The organism is Actinacidiphila epipremni, from assembly GCF_012034175.1.
GTDB lineage: Bacteria > Actinomycetota > Actinomycetes > Streptomycetales > Streptomycetaceae > Actinacidiphila > Actinacidiphila epipremni.
On the sequence record NZ_JAATEJ010000016.1, the window covers coordinates 78,369 to 95,474 of the forward strand.

Sequence of the window (17,106 nt, forward strand, 5' to 3'; positions counted from 1 at the left end):
GGGCGCGGCCGGGCTGATCACGGTGGTCGGTGCCGGTACGGGCGGCGGCGCGCCGGTCGTCGCGGACGCCGAGCTCGTGGTGGGGGCGGCACGGCATCTGGCGGCGGCGCAACTCCCTTCCGGGGTACGGCAGGTGGCGCTCGGGGCGGTCGGCCCGGCGCTGGACGTCATCGAGGAGTACGTCGCCGGTGGGCGCCGCGTCACGGTGCTGGCGTCCGGCGACCCCGGGCACTTCGGGATCGTACGGGCGCTGGGCGCGCGGTTCGGGGCGGCGGCGCTGCGGGTGACGCCGTCGGTGGGGTCGGTCGCGGCGACGTTCGCGCGGGTCGGGCTGAGCTGGGACGACGCGGTCGTGGTGAGCGCGCACGGGCGGGAGGCCCGGACGGCGGTGAACGTGTGCCTGGCGCATCCGAAGGCCGCGGTGCTCACCGGTCCCGGCGCGGGGCCGGCGGAGCTGGGGGCGGCGCTTGTACGGGCCGGGGCGGAGCGGCTGCTCGTGGTGGCGTCGGGGCTCGGCTCCGCCGCGGAGAGCGTGCTGGCCGTCTCGCCGCGGGAGGCCGCGGGGCGGGAGTGGGGTGCGGCGGTCAACGTCGTGCTGTGCCTGCGGCCCGGGCTGCCCGTCGGGCCCGCCGTCGCGGTCGCCGGGCCGCCGGCCGCGCCCGCGGGGTGGGCGCTGCCCGAGGAGGCGTTCGCGCACCGGGACTCGATGATCAGCAAGTTCGAGGTGCGGGCGCTGGCGCTGGCGCGGCTCGGGCCGCGCACGGGTGAGCTGGTGTGGGACGTGGGGGCGGGGTCCGGGTCGGTCGCGGTGGAGTGCGCGCGGTTCGGGGCGGCGGCGGTGGCGGTCGACGCGTCGCCCGAGGCGGTGGCCCGGGTGCGGGCGAACGCCGCGTCCCACGGCGTGGACGTCCTGGCCGTGCTCGGCCGCGCGCCCGGCGTCCTGGCTGAACTGCCCACGCCGGACGCGGTGTTCGTCGGCGGGGGCGGGGCGGAGGTCGCGGCGGTCGTCGCGGCGTGCGCCCGGCGGGCGCGGCGGTCGGTCGTCGTGACCCTCGCGGCGGTGGACCGCGTGCCGGCCGTACGGTCCGCTCTCGCCGCGGCCGGTTTCACGCCGGAGGGCGTGCTGCTCCAGTCCTCCCGGCTGGCCCCGCTGCCCGGCGACGTGACCCGCCTGGCGGCGGCGAACCCGGTGTTCGTGCTCTGGGCCTGCCGGCCCGGGCCCCCCGACGAAGGAGTCCTCGCGTGATCGGCCTCATCCACGCCACCGCCGCGGGCCGCACCGGCTGCGCCCGGCTGTCCGCCGCGTGGCCGGACCGCACCCGTACGTACGCCGGCGCGCCGGTGCGCGAGCTGCTGCCGCGGGCCTTCGCGGAGTGCGACCAGCTCGTCCTCTTCCTCGCCACGGGCGCGGCGGTGCGCCTGCTCGCGCCCCTGCTGACCTCCAAGGCCGCGGACCCGGCGGTCGTGACGGTCGACGAGGCCCACCGCCACGCGGTGGCCCTCCTCGGCGGCCACGCGGCCGGCGCGAACGCGCTTGCCGCGCAGGTCGCGACGGTCCTGGGCGCCACCCCCGTCGTGACGACGGCCACCGACGCGACCTCTACCCCGGCACTCGACGCCCTCCCCTACCCCACGGAGGGCGCGATCCCGGCGGTGACCCGAGCAATGCTGAACGCCGAACAAGTCTTCCTCACCGCCGACACCACCTGGCCCCTCCCCCCACTCCCCCTCCCCCCGTCCCCCACCACGACGGACGACAACTCCCCCCACCCCGCCGCCGCGGCGGAAAAGAGTGCGGGCGCGCACGGTGCGGCGGCGAACGCGAGCGAGCCCCCGCACCCGGCGGCTCCGCCCGCACACCCCCACACCCACCGCACCCCCCATCCCGCCGCAACGGCGGGAAGCGGGACGGCGCAGACCGGCGGTGCCCAACCCACCCCGGCCGAGGACGGTTCGGCACCGCCGAACACCTCGACTCCGCTTCCCGCCGTCGCGGCGGGAGAGGGGGCGGGTGCGCGGGGTGGGGCGGCGGAGGAGAGCGGGTCTGCGCACCCCGCGGCGTCAGCCGCGGGCGACCGCCGCAGCGGCCATCCCGCGGATGGGGGTGGGGCGTACTGGGTCAGGGTGACGGATCGGGTTGTCGGTGGTGGGGAGCGGAGTGTGTTTGTCAGGCCGCCGTCCCTGGTGGTGGGGGTCGGGGGCAGTCGCGGGGTGGGCCCCGGGGAAGTGGTGGGGCTCGTGCGGAATGCGCTCAGGGGGGCGGGGTTGGCGGAAAGGAGTGTGTGGCGGGTGGTGAGTGTGGACGCCAAGGCCGGGGAGGCGGGGATCGTCGCGGCGGCGCGGGAGTTCGGGGTGGAGCTCGTGACGTACCCGGCGGAGCAGCTCGCGCGCGTCAGCGTGCCGAACCCTTCGGGCGCGCCGCTCGCCGCCGTGGGGACGCCCTCCGTCGCGGAGGCGGCGGCGCTGCTCGCGGCCGGCCCTGGCGGCGAACTCCTCGTCGAGAAGCAGAAGTCGGCGATGGCCACCGTCGCGATCGCCCGGCGCAGGCCGCGCGGCCGGCTGGCGGTCGTGGGGCTCGGGCCGGGCGCCCGGGATCTGCTCACGCCGCGCGCGGCGGCGGAGTTGCGGCGAGCGTCGGTGGTCGTGGGGCTGGACCAGTACGTGGAGCAGGTCCGCGATCTGCTGCCGCCCGGCACCCGCGTGCTGGCCTCGGGCCTGGGCGCGGAGGAGGAGCGGGCCCGTACCGCCGTCGCCGAGGCCCGCGCGGGGCACGCGGTCGCGCTCATCGGCAGCGGCGACGCCGGCGTCTACGCCATGGCCTCCCCCGCCCTCGCGGAGGCCGCCGACGACATCGACGTCATCGGCGTCCCCGGCATCACCGCCGCCCTCGCGGCAGCCGCCCTGCTGGGCGCCCCCCTCGGGCACGACCACGTGTCGATCAGCCTTTCGGACCTGCACACCCCGTGGGAGGTCATCGAGCGCCGGGTGCGCGCAGCCGCCGCGTCCGATCTCGTCGTGACGTTCTACAACCCGCGCAGCCGCGGTCGCTCCTGGCAACTGCCCAAGGCCCTCGCCCTGTTGGCCGAGCACCGCGCCCCGACCACCCCGGTGGGCGTCGTACGTTCCGCGTCCCGCCCGGACGAGCAGGTCACCGTCACGACGCTGGCGGAGGTCGACCCGCGGACCGTCGACATGGTCACCGTCGTGACGGTCGGCAACACCGCCTCCCGGGTCGTCGCCGGCCGCATGGTCACCCCGCGCGGCTACCGCTGGCAGCAGCCCGCGCAGCCCCCGCCACCGCCGGCGGCACCGCGCACCGTCCACCCCATCGAGCAGGAGTCGTACCGCATCCTCCGCTCCCGGCTGGACACCTCCCACCTCCCCCCACTCACCCGGGCCGTCGTGGAGCGGGTCGTGCACGCCAGCGCCGACCTCGGCTACGCCGCGGAGCTGATCGCCGACGAAGCCGAACTCGCCGCCGCGCAGCAGGCGTTGCTGGCCGGCGCGAAGATCGTCGCGGACGTCGCGATGGTCGCCGCCGGCATCACCCGCCGCGAGGTGGTGTGCCGGCTCGCCGACGCCACCGGCGGCCCCGGCCTGACCCGCAGCGCGCACGCGGTACGGCTCGCGTACGAGCAGGTCGGCCCGGGCGCGGTGTGGGTCGTCGGATGCGCGCCCACCGCGCTGGAGGAGCTGATCGCCCTCGACGCCAGGCCCGCCCTGGTCGTCGGCATGCCGGTCGGCTTCGTCGGCGCCGCCGAGAGCAAGGCGCATCTGCGGGCCGCCGGGCTCCCGGCGATCAGCAACCTCTCGGAGAAGGGCGGCTCCGCCGTCGCCGCCGCCGCGCTCAACGCCCTGCTCTACACCGCTCCGGCCCCGTACCCGTCCGAGAGCACCACCAGCAAGGAGAACCACCAGTGACGACGCCCCCTCCCGCCCTCCTCCTCGTGGGACACGGCACCCGGGACACCGCCGGCGCCGCCGCCTTCCGCTCCTTCGTCGCCGAACTGGGCGCCGCGAGCCCGCAGTTGCCGGTCGGCGGCGGCTTCATCGAGCTGTCCCCGCCGCCGCTCGCGGACACCGTCGCCGGCATGGTGGCCGCGGGCGTACGGGACTTCGCCGCGGTGCCGCTCGTGCTGGTGTCGGCGGGGCACGCCAAGGGCGACATACCGGCGGCGCTGGCGCGGGAGAAGCTGCGGCACCCGGGGACGTCGTACGCGTACGGCCGCCCGCTGGGCCCGCATCCGGGGCTGCTCGCGGTGCTGGAGCGGCGGGTGGACGAGGCGCTGGCGGGGACGGACCGGGCGGCGGCGACCGTGCTGCTGGTGGGCCGCGGCTCGACGGACCCGGACGCGAACGCCGAAGTCTGCAAGGTGGCCCGGCTGTTGTGGGAGGGCCGCGGCTACGCGGGCGTGGAGACGGCTTTCGTGTCGCTGGCGGAGCCGTCCGTGCCGGCCGGTCTCGACCGCTGCCGGCGGCTGGGGGCGGGCACGGTCGTCGTGCTGCCGTACTTCCTGTTCGCGGGCGTGCTGCCGGACCGGGTGCGCGAGCAGGCGGCCACCTGGGCGGCGGCGGACGGCGGCGCGGACGTGCGGTACGCGGACGTGATCGGCCCCGCACCGGAGCTGGCGGCGCTGGTGTGGGAGCGCTACCGGGAGACCCTCGCGGGCGACCTGCGGATGAACTGCGACTCGTGCGTCTACCGGGTGGCGATGCCCGGCTTCGAGGACCGGGTCGGACGGCCGCAGCAGCCGCACCACCACCCGGACGACCCCGCGCACACCCACGGCGGCCACGGCGCCCACGGCGGGCACTCCCACGGCCACCACGGCGAGGGCCACCCCCATGTCCACGCCGGCTGACGGCCACGACCTCGCCCACCACGGCGACCGCGAGGTCGGCGCGGGCCTGGTCGACCTCGCCGTCAACGTACGCGCCGGCACCCCGCCGCCCTGGCTCGCCGCCCGCCTCGCGGCGTCCCTGGGCGGCCTCGCCGCCTACCCGGACGGCCGGGCCGCCCGGCGCGCGGTCGCGGACCGGCACGGCCGGCCGGACGAGCGGGAGGTGCTGCTCACGGCGGGCGCGGCGGAGGCGTTCGTGCTGCTGGCCCGGGCGCTGCGACCGCGCCACGCGGTGGTGGTGCACCCGCAGTTCACCGAGCCGGAGGCGGCGCTGCGGGCCGCGGGCCACCCGGTGCACCGGGTGCTGCTGCGCGAGGAGGACGGCTTCCGGCTGGACCCGGCGGCGGTGCCGAGACAGGCGGACCTGGTGGTCGTCGGCAACCCGACGAACCCCACCTCCGTACTCCATCCCGCGGCGCTGCTACGGGAGTTGGCGCGCCCGGGCCGCACCCTCGTGGTGGACGAGGCGTTCATGGACGCGGTGTCGGGCGAGCCGGAGTCGCTCGCGGCGGCGCGTGACGTGCCGGGGCTGCTGGTGCTGCGCAGCCTGACGAAGACCTGGGGCCTGGCGGGCCTGCGGGTCGGCTACGTCCTCGGCGCGCGCGGCCGGCTCGCCGCGCTGGAGCGGGCGCAGCCGCTGTGGGCGGTCTCCACGCCGGCGCTCGCCGCCGCGCAGGCGTGCATGGAACCCGCCGCGCTCGCCGAAGCCGCCGCCGCGGCACACGCGGTGGCCGCGGACCGGGCCCATCTCCTGGCCCGGCTGCGGGAGTTCGCCGCGATACGGGTCGCGGGCGCGGCACCCGCCGCGCCCTTCGTCCTGCTCCGCGTCCCCGAGGCGCCGGCCGTACGGGAGCGGCTGCGGGCACTGGGCTACGCGGTCCGCCGCGGCGACACCTTCCCCGGCCTCGGCCCGGACTGGCTGCGGGTCGCGGTCCGGGACCGGGCGACGACGGACGCCTTCGTCACGGCACTCGCGGCGGCCACCGCCGAGGGCGCCACCGGGGCCGCCGCCGGGGCGCCCGCTACTGCTCGACTCCCAGCGCGGTGAGGTCCAGGCCGCCGAACGCCTGGTGCTGGTAGGCGTTGGTGAGCCGCTTGCCGCGGAAGACCAGGTGCTTGACGTACAGCAGCGGCACCATCGTGGAGTCGCGCATCGTGTCCGCGTCCACGGTCTTCCACTTGGCGGCGGCCTGCGCCGGGTCGGTGGTGGCGTCGGCGGACTCGACGAGGTCGTTGATCTCGCCGTCGTCCAACCGGGCGTAGTTCGTGGGGCTCTTGGGGTCGACGAGGGCGCGCAGGAAGCCGCCGCCGGTGGGCCAGTCGGAGGCCCAGCTGGTCAGGACCATGCCCCAGCCCGCCTTCTTGGCCTTCTCCGGGTCGTCGAGGGTCGAGTAGAGCGTCGCGGTGTCGACCTGCTGGATCTTGACGGTGATGCCGACGGCCTTCAGCGACGCCTGGATCGCGAGCATCGCGCCCATGACCCGGTCGGAACCGCTCGTGCCGACCAGCGTCGTGGAGAAGCCGTCGGGTTGGCCGCAGGCGCGCAACTGCTCCTTGGCCTGCGTGGGATAGGGGGTGCCGTCCTGGTAGCCGAACGGGTGGGCGTCCGGGTCGTAGCCGTCGACGGTGGGCGGCAGCATCGTGGTCGCGACGTCGCCGCCGTCGTACTCGCCGCCGAACGCGGCCCGCACCTGCGACCTGTTGACGGCGTACTCGATCGCCCAGCGGCACGACTGCTTGTCGAAGGGCGCGACGTCCTGCAGGCTCAGGAAGCGGGTGCCGCCGCTGTAGGCGAGGTCGGCGTCGGCCTTGAGGGCAGGCTGGTTGAGGATCTTCGTCTCGGCGGCGTCGGAGAGGATCTGGGCGTTGACGTCCAGGTCGGCGGTGCCCTCGAAGAGCGCGTTCTCGACCGCGTTCTGGTCGGTGTAGACCTTGAGGTCGATCGCGTCGGGGAGCGCCGAGCGGATCGGGTCGGAGGACTGGTCCCAGTGCGGGTTGCGGACCATGTGCAGCGAGTGGCCCGGCGAGTAGTCGACGACCTTGTACGGGCCGCTGGACAGCGGCTTCTTGCGGTAGCCGGTGCCGTCGCCGGTGTCGGCGGAGCGCGGGATCGGGGCGCCGATCGACATCGCGAGGACGTAGCGGAACTCGGCGAAGGGCTTGGCGAGGTTGAAGACGATCGTCGAGTCGTCCGGCGTGGTGACCGAGTGCAGGCCGAGCCCGTCGGAGGCCGGGTCCTTGTACGGGCCGGGGTAGTTCTGGCCCTGGTCGAGCAGGTCGACGAGGTAGGTGGGGCCGCCGGGGAAGACCGTGCGGTCGAAGGTGCGCTCGATGCCGTACTTGATGTCCTTGGACGTGATGGCCGTGCCGTCCTCGTACTTCAGGCCGGACTTGAGGGTGAAGGTCCAGGTCCGGCCGCCGTTGCTCACCCGGCCGGTGTCGGTCGCCAGGTCGGGCAGCAACTCGCGTCCGCCGGGGCCGGGTTCGGGGGCGTAGTCGACGAGCTTGCGCAGGAAGAGGCGTTGCAGGTTCCAGTCCGGCTGGGAGTAGGTGGCCGCCGGGTCGAGCAGGTCGTCGTCGGTGAAGGAGGCGGCGAGCAGCAGCGTGCCGCCCTTCTTGTCCGAGGGGTTGACGACACCGTCGAGGCCGCCGCCGTAGCCGGTGCCCTCCTTGCCGCCGTGCCGCTTGAGCGCCGCGGGCTGCGCGGTCGGGCCCGGGGTGCGGGTGGAGGGGCCGGACGTGGGCTTGCCGTCGTCGTGGTGGTGGCCGCCGATCGGGGCGAAGGTGAGCGTCACGGTGACCGCGACGGCCGCGACGGCGACGGCGGACACCGCGGCGATCCAGCGCCTGCGGTTGCGCCGGGCCGGGTCGAGATCGTGGGCGCCGCTCGGGCCGTTGAAGGGCGGCGGGGTGCTCGGCAGGTACGGCGGGGGCAGCGGCACCTGGGGCCGCAGCGCGTAGGCCGGGTGCTCGGCGGGTGTGGCGGGCGGCGGGGTGCCGGGGCCGGGGGCCGCACCGAAGGGGGTGTGCGGGGTGTTGGGCGGCGGCGGGGTCGAAGGGCCGGACGCCTGGCCGGAGTTCGGGGCCGGGGCGGCGTTCGGGTTCGGCGTCGGCGGCTGGGAGGGCGGCGGCGGGGTGCCGGGCTGGCTTCCGCCCGGCTTCGCCAGGCCGACCCCGTAGGCGCGCGGGTCGGCGCTGCCCAGCGGCCGGGTCGCGGTCTGGTCGGAGGGCGGCACGGCGGGGCCGGCGAGCAGGGCGCCGTGCCCGCTGGATATCAGCCAGTTGCGCAGCTGGTCGCGGAAGGTCGCGGCGTTGTAGGGCCGCGCGGCCGGCTCCTTGGCGAGGGCGCCGAGGACCAGCGCGTCGAGGTCCGCCGGGACCCGCGGGTTGCGGGCCGAGGGCGCGGGCGGCGGGGTGTGGACGTGCCAGTACATCAGGTTGATCGGGTTGCCGTCGGTGAACGGCGGCCTGCCGGTGAGCAGTTCGGTGAGCACGCAGCCGACCGCGTAGACGTCGCTGCGGGCGTCGACCTCGGCGCCGTTGATCTGCTCGGGCGACATGTAGCTGGGGGTGCCGATCGCGGAGCCGGTGGTGGTCAGCCGCTGGTCGTTGTCCAGGACGCGGGCGATGCCGAAGTCGGCGACCTTGACGACGCCTTCGGTCGTGACCATCACGTTCGCCGGCTTCACGTCGCGGTGGACGGTGCCGTGGCTGTGCGCGTGGGCGAGCGCGTCGAGGATGTCGCAGGCGATGCGCACCGCCCGCTCGGGTGCGAAGTACGCCTGGCGGCGGACGAGTTGGGACAGGGTGCCACCCTCGACGAACTCCATGACGAGGTAGGGCACGACCGCGTCGCCGTCGCGGACCTCGTCCTGGTCGTGGACGGTCACGATGCCGGGGTGGTTGAGCGCGCCGGCCGCCTGGGCCTCGCGGGCGAAGCGGCGGCGGGCGTCGGGGTCGCCGGCGAGGTCGGGGAGCAGCGTCTTCACGGCGACGGTCCGGCCCATCCGGGTGTCGTGGGCGCGGTGCACCCGGGCCATGCCTCCCGCTCCGAGCAGCCCGGCCAGTTGGTAGCGCCCCGCGAAAAGCCCGTCTGTCATGCCCGCCCGTCCGCCTCTGCTCTCGGCGCCCACCTTGCCACGACACGCCCCCGGCGCCTATTTGCGGCGGACGCACACCGTCCCCCGACTCCCGCGAAACCGCGGGTGGATGGCGGACCGTAGCCAAAGACTAGAGGGCGGCGCCGGTGCACCGGCGCCGCCCTACGGCCTTTCGTTCCCCCGTTGTGACCTTGCTACGGGTGTGTCCCGCGCTCGCGTCAGTCCTGTACGTCGGCCTCGTCGGCGGTACGGCGGCGGCGGGCGGTCAGCAGATAGGCCGCCGCACCGGCGGCGAGCAGGCCGGCGGCGCCGAAGGCCAGGTAGGGGGTGCTGGAACTGGCGCCGGTCTCGGCGAGGTTGCCGGTGCCGGGGGCGGTCTGGACGGAGGCGTCGGTGCCGCCGGCGCCTGCGGAGCCGGAGGTGCCGGTGGTGCCGGCCGAGCCCGTGGTGCCGGTGCTGCCCGTACTGCCTGTGGTGCCGGAGGAGCCGGACGTGCCGCCGCTGCCGGTGGTGCCCGCGGTGCCGGTGCCGCCGGAGGAGCCGGACGTACCGGAGGTGCTGCCGGTCGTGGCACCCGACGTGGAGCCGCCGTTGGTGGTGCCGGAGGTGGAACCGCCGGTCGTGGAGCCGCCGTTGGCCGAGCCGGACGTGGAGCCGGTCGTCGTGCCGGAGGTGGAGCCGGTGGTGCTGCCCGTCGTCGATCCGGTCGTCGAACCGCCGGACGACGTACCGCCGTTCGAGGCGCCGGAGCCGTGCGGGGTGGTGCAGGTGGCCTGCGCGAGGGTCACCTCGCCGCTGACGTCGGCGACGCCCAGGCTCAGCGGGTTGAGGTGCACCGCCAGGCGCAGCGCGGTCGCCGCGGCGGAGGTGGAGGTGATCGAGGTCTGCGTCAGGTTGAGGCTCACCCGGCCGACGCCCGGCACGGTCAGGTCCGTGGTGCCGACCGCGCCGAGGGTGATGCGCCGGCCGAGCACGGTGACGCCGGCCAACTCGGAGTGGGCGGTGGGCCGGTGGCCGGCCTCGCAGGTCGCGGTCGACGTCACGGCGTCGACCTTGACCAGGGCCAGCAGCGGCAGGCCGGGCACATGCACCTGGGCGTGCACGACGTTCGCGGAGCCCTCGGCCTTGTGCGCGTCGGCGGTGGCCTTCGACGTGGCGACGTCCGCGCGCAGGATGCTGATGCCGCGGCCCCCTTCCACGCCGCTGCCGACCTTCACGGTGAGCGCGGTCTGCCGGGCGTCGGCGGGCGCGTGCACGTCGTTGAGCGCGACGTTCACGGGCACGTCGACGGCCTTGCCGAGCAGCGACACGTCGAGGCCGGCGCGCAGCACGACGGCGCCGGCCGTTCCCCCGCCGTCCGCCGGGCCGGCCGGGACGGCGTGCGCGGCGGCCGGCGCGAGCGTCGCGGCGCAGGCGGCGAACGCGACGGCCGCGCCGACGGCTGCAGCGGAACGGCGGGCGGGCAGCGGGAAGGAGTTGGTGGTGCGGTACACGGTGTGGGACCCCCACGACGACATCGGAGACAACGGATCGCCCCCGGCGGCAGGTGAGTTGGGGACAGCTGCCGGGGGGCTAGGCCAGCAATGCTTACGCACTGAGAGTGAATACGCGGCTACGCGCCGCCAGTTCACCCAAAAGGGTGGTTTCCGGCGACTTCTTCCACTCGGGGGTGCGGGGCGCCCGGCGGCGCGGGCCTTTTGCCGGGGTTGTCCGCCGTCGCAGCGCTGACATGCGGGGCAGGGTGGCTCCTGGCGGCCCCCCGCCCGGGCCGCGGCCCCCCGCGAGCCTGGCCCGGGCGCCATCCGCCGCGCCCGCGCACGCGCGGCGGACGCGTACGGTACGGGGGCCTGTGCGATGAGCCGCCGGCCCGGTGCCTGCGCCCCGCACCCGGCGCCCGGTCCGCCCACCGGCGACGGCTCGGCGCCGCGCACGTGCCGCGACCCGCCCCGTCAGCGGGCCCTCTCAGCCGGCCCGTTCAGCCCACCACGCTGCCGCGCAGCACGATGCGGCTCGGGGTCTCCAGGACGCGCAGGTCCGCGCGGGGGTCGGACGGGTAGACGACGAGGTCCGCAGGCGCGCCCTCCGCCAGGCCAGGGCGGCCGAGCCAGGTGCGGGCCGACCAGGTCGCCGCGGAGAGGGCGGCCAGCGGCGGGAGGCCGGCCGCGGCGAGTTCGGCGACCTCCGCCGCGACCAGGCCGTGCGGCAGGCTGCCGCCCGCGTCCGTACCGGCGTAGACGGCGATCCCGGCGTCGTACGCGTCCCGTACGACGTCGTAGCGGCGCTCGTGCAGCCGGCGCATGTGCGCGGCCCAGTCCGGGAAGCGCTCCTCGCCGCCCGCCGCCAGGCGCGGGAAGGTCGCGATGTTGACCAGCGTCGGCACGATGGCGACGCCGTGCGCGGCGAAGAGCGGGATCGTCTCGGCGGTCAGGCCCGTGGCGTGCTCGACGCAGTCGATGCCGGCGGTCACGAGGTCGGCCAGGGAGTCCTCGGCGAAGCAGTGCGCGGTGACCCGGGCGCCCTCCTCGTGCGCGGCGGCGATCGCCTCGGTCAGCGCGTCCTTGGGCCAGCAGGGCGCCAGGTCGCCGGCGCCGCGGTCGATCCAGTCGCCGACGAGCTTGACCCACCCGTCGCCGCGCCGCGCCTCGCGCCGGACGTACGCGGCGAGGTCGGCGGGCTCGATCTCGTGCGCGTAGTTGCGGATGTAGCGGCGGGTGCGGGCGATGTGCCGGCCGGCGCGGATGATCCGGGGCAGGTCGGCGCGGTCGTCGACCCAGCGGGTGTCGCTGGGCGAGCCGGCGTCGCGCAGCAGCAGCGCGCCGGCGTCGCGGTCGGTGAGGGCCTGCTTCTCGGCGGTCTCGTCGGGGACGGCGCCGTGCGCGTCGAGGCCGACGTGGCAGTGGGCGTCGACCAGGCCGGGCAGGGCCCAGCCGCGTACCGTCACCGCGTCGGTGTCCGCGGCCGGCCGGTCGTAGGTGATCCGGCCGCCCACCACCCACAACTCGTCGCGTACGTCCTCCGGTCCGATGAGGACCCGGCCCGTGATGTGCAGCACCTCGCCCATGGACGGCACTCTACGAGGTCGCCGCCCGCGCGGTCATGCGACCGTTCACGCCACTGCTCATGCCGCTGCTCACGCCACCGGCAGGCGGCTGAAGTTGGCGCGGTAGTCGCTGGGGGTCAGGCCGACGCGGCGGGTGAGGTGCTGGCGCAGGGAGTCCGCGGTGCCGAGGCCGCAGGCGCGGGCGACCTGGTCGACCGGCAGCGTGGTGGTCTCCAGCAGCTCGCGGGCCCGCTGGATGCGCTGGTGGAGCAGCCATTGCAGGGGGCTGAGGCTGGTCTCGGCGCGGAAGCGGCGGTTGAGGGTGCGGACGCTGACGGCAGCGTGCCGGGCGAGGTCGGTGAGGGTCAGGGGCTGGTCGAGCCGGGTCATCGCCCAGGCGCGGGTCTCGGCGAAGGAGGTGCCGGTCTCGGCGGGCAGCGGCGTCTCGGTGAACTGCGCCTGCCCGCCGCACCGTACGGGCGCGACGAGGGCGTGCCGGGCGACGCTGTTGGCGACGGCGGCGCCGTAGTCGGTGCGGATGATGTGCAGGCACAGGTCGATGCCGGCGGCGTAGCCGGAGGAGGTGAGCATCGGGCCGTCCTGGATGAACAGCACGTCGGGCTGGACGTCCACGGCCGGGTAGCGCTGCTCGAACTCCTCGGTGAGCATCCAGTACGTGGTCGCGCGCCGCCCGTCGAGCAGTCCGGCCTCGGCGAGCAGGTAGGCGCCCGAGCAGATGGAGGCGACCCGGGCGCCGGCCGCGGCGGCGCGGCGCAGGGCCTCGACGACCCGCGGGTCGGGCTCCTCGCGCGAGCCGGTGCCGGCGACGATGACCGTGTCGGCGCGGTCCACCGCCGCCAGGCCGCTGCCGATGACGACCTGGGCGGGCCCGCTGGTGGCGACGACGCCGGGGTCGGGCGTGCACATCTCCACCTCGTAGCCGGGCCGGCCGTCGACCTCGACGCGGGCGAAGAGCATGTCGGGGACGGCGAGGTTGAACATCGACACGGGCTGCGCGGCGATCACCGCGACCCGCCGCGGCCGGAACTCACGCGCCCCCGTGACCGTCCGCGCGGGGCTCTCCGCGGCCGTCGGTACGGGCGCCTCCGCGGGTACCTGCGCGGGCTCCTGCACGGCCGTCGCCGTCGTCATGGCCAGAACCTCCGGGTGCGTGGCATTGTGGCCACTACTGTACGTCGGGGTCCCCGGCGAGGCTTGTGGGCATGTCACCCGACCTCACCCCGCGCACCGCCCGCCGCCCCTCCCCCGCCCGCAAGTCCGCGGCTCCTGCGGCGCCTGCCTCGCCCGGCCGGATGCTCGGGGCGGCGCTGCTCGGCTTCTTCCTCATCACGCTCGACGCGTCCGTCGTCAACGTCGCGCTCCCGGCGATCGGCGACGACCTGCACGGCGGGCTGTCCGCGCTGCAATGGGTCGTCGACGGCTACACGCTCGCCTTTGCCGCGCTGATGCTGTCCACCGGCGCGCTGTCGGACCGGATCGGCGCGGCGCGGGCCTTCGGCGGCGGCGTCGTGGTGTTCGCGCTGGCGTCGCTGGCGTGCGGGGCGGCGCCCGGGCTCGGCGTGCTGGTCGCGGCGCGCGTGGTGCAGGGGACGGCGGCCTCGGTGATGCTGCCGTCGTCGCTGGCGCTGGTACGGCAGGCGTTCCCGGACGCGGTACGCCGCACCCGGGCCATCTCGCTGTGGGCGACGGGCGGTTCGACGGCGATGGCGCTCGGCCCGGTGGCCGGCGGGGTGCTCACCACGGTGTGGGACTGGCGGGCGATCTTCTACGTCAACCTGCCGTTCGCCGCCCTGACGCTGGTGCTCGCCCGCAGTGCCCGCAGCGAGCGCCGCCCGGCGCCGCTGGACGTGGCCGGTCAGCTCACGGCGGCGCTGGCGCTCGGCGCGGTGACCTTCGCGGTGATCGAGGGCGGCACAAAGGGCGTGGTGGCGGCGGGAGTCGGGGTGGTCTCGGCGGTGGCGTTCGTCCTGGCCGAGCGCCGCCACCCCCATCCGGTCGTCCCGCTGGGCCTGTTCCGCAACGCGACCTTCTCGGTGTCGGTGGCGGCGGGTTCGGCGCTCAGCGTCGGCTTCTTCGGGATGTTCTTCGTGCTGGGCCTGTACTTCCAGGAGGTACGCGGCCGTTCGGCACTGGTGGCGGGCCTGATGTTCCTGCCGATGACGGTGCTGATCTCCACGGTGAACGTGGTCTCGGGCCGGGTCACCAACCGCTTCGGCCCGCGCGCGCCCATGGTCACCGGCCAACTGGTCATGGCGGCGGGCCTGTTGGCGCTGCTCCCGGTGGGCCGGCACACTCCGCTGCTGCTGGTGGCCCTGCCGATGATCCCGCTCGGCCTCGGTGGCGCCCTCGCCGTCCCGGCGCTGACCGCCTCGGCGATGAGCGCCGTCCCCGCCACCCGCGCCGGCCTCGCCGCGGGCGTCCTCAACGCCGCCCGCCAGGTCTCCGGCGCCCTGAGCGTCGCCCTCTTCGGCACCCTCGTCGCCCGCCCCGGCTTCCTCCCCGGCATGCACGAAAGCCTCCTCATCGCCGCCGCATCGGTCACCCTGACCGGCCTGGCGGCGGCCTTCGCGCTGCGCGGCGAACGAAGTCCGCGGGAGTAACGTGGGCGGATGCACACGTTCCAACCGGTGGCTTCTGTCCTGTGGGACCCGGGGGCCGGCCAGGGGTTGCGGCAACTGGCCGAGCTGGGGCTGGCGCTGGTGCTCTCGACGCTGATCGGGCTGGAGCGGGCGGTCCAGCAGAAGAGCGCCGGGCTGCGTACGCACACGCTGGTCGGGGTCGGGGCGGCGCTGTTCATGGAGGTGTCGCAGCACGGCTTCGGGACCGTGCTGGGGCACGACGGGGTCGTGCTGGACCCGTCGCGGGTGGCGGCGCAGGTGGTGAGCGGGATCGGCTTCATCGGCGGCGGGCTGATCTTCGTACGGCGGGACGCGGTGCGGGGGTTGACGACCGCGGCGACGATCTGGCTCACGGCGGCGATCGGCATGGCGTGCGGCGGCGGCCTGGTGCTGCTCGCGCTCGCCGCGACCGCGGGGCACTTCCTGGTGGTGCGGATCTTCCCGCTGCTGACCGCGCGGGTGCCGGCGATCGCCGGGCTCGGGCAGACCGACCTGCGGATCTCCTACCGGGTCGGGGCCGGCGTGCTGGCCCGTATCCTCGAACGCTGCACGCAGGCCGGCTTCCGGGTCATAGACGTCCGGGTGGACCGCGCGCCCTGGTCCGACTCGGGCGACGAGCGGCCGGGCGCGGGCGCCGCGGAGGTCCAGCTGTCGATCGAGGGCACGGGCGACATCCCGCTCCTGGTGACCGACCTCGCCGAAGTCCCCGGCGTCGTCACCATCGCCTCCTCGGCGGAGGGCAACGACTACTGACACCCCCGGCGCGGCGGGCCGGGGCTCAGGCGCGCTTGCCGTCCACGCGCCGGGGGATGCCGAGCGGGTTGGCGTCCTGGAGCTCGGGCGGCAGCAGGGCCGGCGGGGTGTCCTGGTAGGCCACCGGGCGCAGCCAGCGCTCGATCGCGGTGGCGCCCACCGAGGTGGAGGTCGAGGTCGTGGCGGGGTAGGGCCCGCCGTGGTGCTGGGCGGCGGTCACGGCGACGCCGGTGGGCCAGCCGTCGACCAGGACGCGCCCGGCGAGCGCGGTGAGCCGCCCCAGCAGCTCGGCCGCGGCCCCGCCGGGCTGCGCGGCCTCCGCCGTGCCGAGGTGCGCGGTCGCCGTGAGGTTGCCCGGCAGCCGGTCCAGCACGGCGCCCAGCTCGTCGGCGGATCCGTAGCGTACGACCACGGTGAGCGGCCCGAAGCACTCCTCCAGCAGCAGGTCGTACGCGCCGGGCTCGGCGAGTTCGGCGGCGGCGACGGTCACGAACCCGGGGCGTACGGCCAGTTCGCCCTCCTGCGCGGCGGTGACCGGCGCGGCGACGGCGGGCAGGGCGGTGCGGGCGGCGGCGCCGGCCAGGAAGTTGCTGCGCATCCGGGAGTCCAGCAGCACGCCGGGCGCGGCCTGCTCTGCGGCGCCGGTGAGCGCGGCCAGCAGCCGGTCGCCGGCCTCGCCGGCGGGGGCGAGGACCAGGCCCGGCTTGGTGCAGAACTGCCCGACGCCCATCGTGAACGACGCGGCCAGGCCCGTGCCGATCTGCTCGGCGCGCTCGGCGGCGGCCTCCTCGGTGACGACGACGGGGTTGAGGCTGCCCAGCTCGCCGTGGAAGGGGATGGGCCGGGGGCGGGCGGCTGCGGCGTCGAAGAGCGCCCGTCCGCCGGGCACGGACCCGGTGAAGCCCGCGGCGGCGACCAGCGGGTGCCGGACCAGCTCCACGCCGGCGTCGAAGCCGTGCACGAGCACGACGGTGTCGGCGGGCAGCCCGACGGAGCCGGCCGCCTGCCGCAGCAGCTCGGCGCACAGCGCGGATGTCGCCGGGTGGTCGGGGTGCGCCTTGACGACGACGGGGCAGCCCGCGGCGAGCGCGCTCGCGGTGTCGCCGCCGGGCACGGAGAAGGCCAGCGGGAAGTTGCTCGCGGCGTATACGGCGACGACGCCGAGCGGGATCTTCATCCGCCGCAGGTCGGGCCGCGGGATCGGCTTGGCGTCCGGGTCGGGGTGGTCGATGATCACGTCGAGATACCCGCCCTCGTCCACGACATCGGCGAAGGCCCGCAACTGGAAGGCGGTACGGGCCAGTTCGCCGGTGAGCCGGGGCACCCCGAGGGCGGTCTCGGCGTCGGCCGCGGCGATCACCTGCTCGGCGGCGCCCTCCAGCGCCCCGGCGGCGGCCCGCAGCAGCCGGGAGCGTACGCTGCGGTCGGCGAGGGCGGGGATCGCGGCGGCGGCGGCGCGTACGGCGTGGTCGACGTCGTACGCCGTGGCCTCGACGGCGACCTGCTCGCGCTGCTTCCCGGTACGGGGGTCCACGCTCCAGACTGGTACTGCCACCGCAATAACCTCCACATTTCCGCACTACCCGGCGCCGTTGTTCTATATACTGAACGGCGTCTTTAGATGTGAACCTGTACGAGGAGCCTACGTCCGCGGCTCCCGGGCGAACAAGAGG

11 protein-coding genes are annotated in these 17,106 nt (G+C 75.9%); 6 read left to right on the forward strand and 5 right to left on the reverse strand.

Features of this window, described 5'->3' with window-relative positions; translation table 11 throughout:
• The first annotated feature begins 13 nt into the window (after positions 1 to 13).
• From cbiE to cobC, 4 genes are read left to right on the forward strand one after another with little or no spacing between them, the layout of a single operon-like run.
• Entirely contained in the window at positions 14 to 1,246 is a 1,233-nt protein-coding gene (cbiE, locus tag HCN08_RS19770) for a precorrin-6y C5,15-methyltransferase (decarboxylating) subunit CbiE (RefSeq protein WP_206318994.1), read from the forward strand.
• Positions 1,243 to 3,921, forward strand: a complete 2,679-nt coding sequence (cobJ, locus tag HCN08_RS35520; protein ID WP_322974571.1) for a precorrin-3B C(17)-methyltransferase — start codon at positions 1,243 to 1,245, stop codon at positions 3,919 to 3,921. The genes cbiE and cobJ overlap by 4 nt, the downstream gene beginning before the upstream one ends.
• Entirely contained in the window at positions 3,918 to 4,862 is a 945-nt protein-coding gene (locus HCN08_RS19785; protein WP_167984486.1) for a sirohydrochlorin chelatase, read from the forward strand. The genes cobJ and HCN08_RS19785 overlap by 4 nt, the downstream gene beginning before the upstream one ends.
• Positions 4,846 to 5,949, forward strand: coding sequence for an Rv2231c family pyridoxal phosphate-dependent protein CobC (gene cobC, locus HCN08_RS19790; RefSeq protein ID WP_167984487.1), 1,104 nt, complete (start codon positions 4,846 to 4,848; stop codon positions 5,947 to 5,949). The genes HCN08_RS19785 and cobC overlap by 17 nt, the downstream gene beginning before the upstream one ends.
• On the opposite strand, the gene HCN08_RS19795 is transcribed toward cobC, so the two are convergent.
• The 4 genes from HCN08_RS19795 to HCN08_RS19810 form a co-directional block, all read right to left on the reverse strand.
• Positions 5,924 to 9,001, reverse strand: a complete 3,078-nt coding sequence (locus tag HCN08_RS19795; protein WP_167984488.1) for an ABC transporter substrate-binding protein — start codon at positions 8,999 to 9,001, stop codon at positions 5,924 to 5,926. The genes cobC and HCN08_RS19795 overlap by 26 nt on opposite strands.
• Before the next feature lie 218 nt (positions 9,002 to 9,219).
• Complete coding sequence (locus tag HCN08_RS19800; protein ID WP_167984489.1) at positions 9,220 to 10,518, reverse strand: SCO1860 family LAETG-anchored protein; 1,299 nt, start codon at positions 10,516 to 10,518, stop codon at positions 9,220 to 9,222.
• Between the two features lie 458 nt (positions 10,519 to 10,976).
• Complete coding sequence (locus HCN08_RS19805) at positions 10,977 to 12,062, reverse strand: amidohydrolase family protein (RefSeq protein WP_167984490.1); 1,086 nt, start codon at positions 12,060 to 12,062, stop codon at positions 10,977 to 10,979.
• A 69-nt stretch (positions 12,063 to 12,131) separates the two neighbouring features.
• Positions 12,132 to 13,043, reverse strand: a complete 912-nt coding sequence (locus HCN08_RS19810; protein WP_240970264.1) for a GlxA family transcriptional regulator — start codon at positions 13,041 to 13,043, stop codon at positions 12,132 to 12,134.
• A 221-nt stretch (positions 13,044 to 13,264) separates the two neighbouring features.
• Between HCN08_RS19810 and HCN08_RS19815 the strand changes: the two genes are divergently transcribed.
• Together HCN08_RS19815 and HCN08_RS19820 are read left to right on the forward strand one after the other, a co-directional pair.
• Entirely contained in the window at positions 13,265 to 14,662 is a 1,398-nt protein-coding gene (locus HCN08_RS19815; protein WP_167984492.1) for an MFS transporter, read from the forward strand.
• A gap of 9 nt (positions 14,663 to 14,671) precedes the next feature.
• Complete coding sequence (locus tag HCN08_RS19820) at positions 14,672 to 15,433, forward strand: MgtC/SapB family protein (RefSeq protein ID WP_167984493.1); 762 nt, start codon at positions 14,672 to 14,674, stop codon at positions 15,431 to 15,433.
• Positions 15,434 to 15,458: 25 nt separating this feature from the next.
• Here HCN08_RS19820 and HCN08_RS19825 read toward each other — a convergent pair whose 3' ends face one another.
• Positions 15,459 to 16,988: an aldehyde dehydrogenase (NADP(+)) gene (locus HCN08_RS19825; RefSeq protein ID WP_167984494.1), complete on the reverse strand. Its 1,530-nt coding sequence runs from the start codon at positions 16,986 to 16,988 to the stop codon at positions 15,459 to 15,461.
• Between the last annotated feature and the right edge of the window lie 118 nt (positions 16,989 to 17,106).

Excerpts from the sequence above, each read along its gene's own strand:
- HCN08_RS19805 (WP_167984490.1), bottom strand. The coding sequence starts at position 12,062 with ATGGGCGAGGTGCTGCACATCACGGGCCGGGTCCTCATCGGACCGGAG.
- cobC (WP_167984487.1), top strand. The coding sequence starts at position 4,846 with ATGTCCACGCCGGCTGACGGCCACGACCTCGCCCACCACGGCGACCGC.
- HCN08_RS19815 (WP_167984492.1), top strand. The coding sequence starts at position 13,265 with ATGTCACCCGACCTCACCCCGCGCACCGCCCGCCGCCCCTCCCCCGCC.
- HCN08_RS19795 (WP_167984488.1), bottom strand. The coding sequence starts at position 9,001 with ATGACAGACGGGCTTTTCGCGGGGCGCTACCAACTGGCCGGGCTGCTC.
- HCN08_RS19820 (WP_167984493.1), top strand. The coding sequence starts at position 14,672 with ATGCACACGTTCCAACCGGTGGCTTCTGTCCTGTGGGACCCGGGGGCC.
- HCN08_RS19800 (WP_167984489.1), bottom strand. The coding sequence starts at position 10,518 with ATGTCGTCGTGGGGGTCCCACACCGTGTACCGCACCACCAACTCCTTC.
- HCN08_RS19810 (WP_240970264.1), bottom strand. The coding sequence starts at position 13,043 with ATGTTCAACCTCGCCGTCCCCGACATGCTCTTCGCCCGCGTCGAGGTC.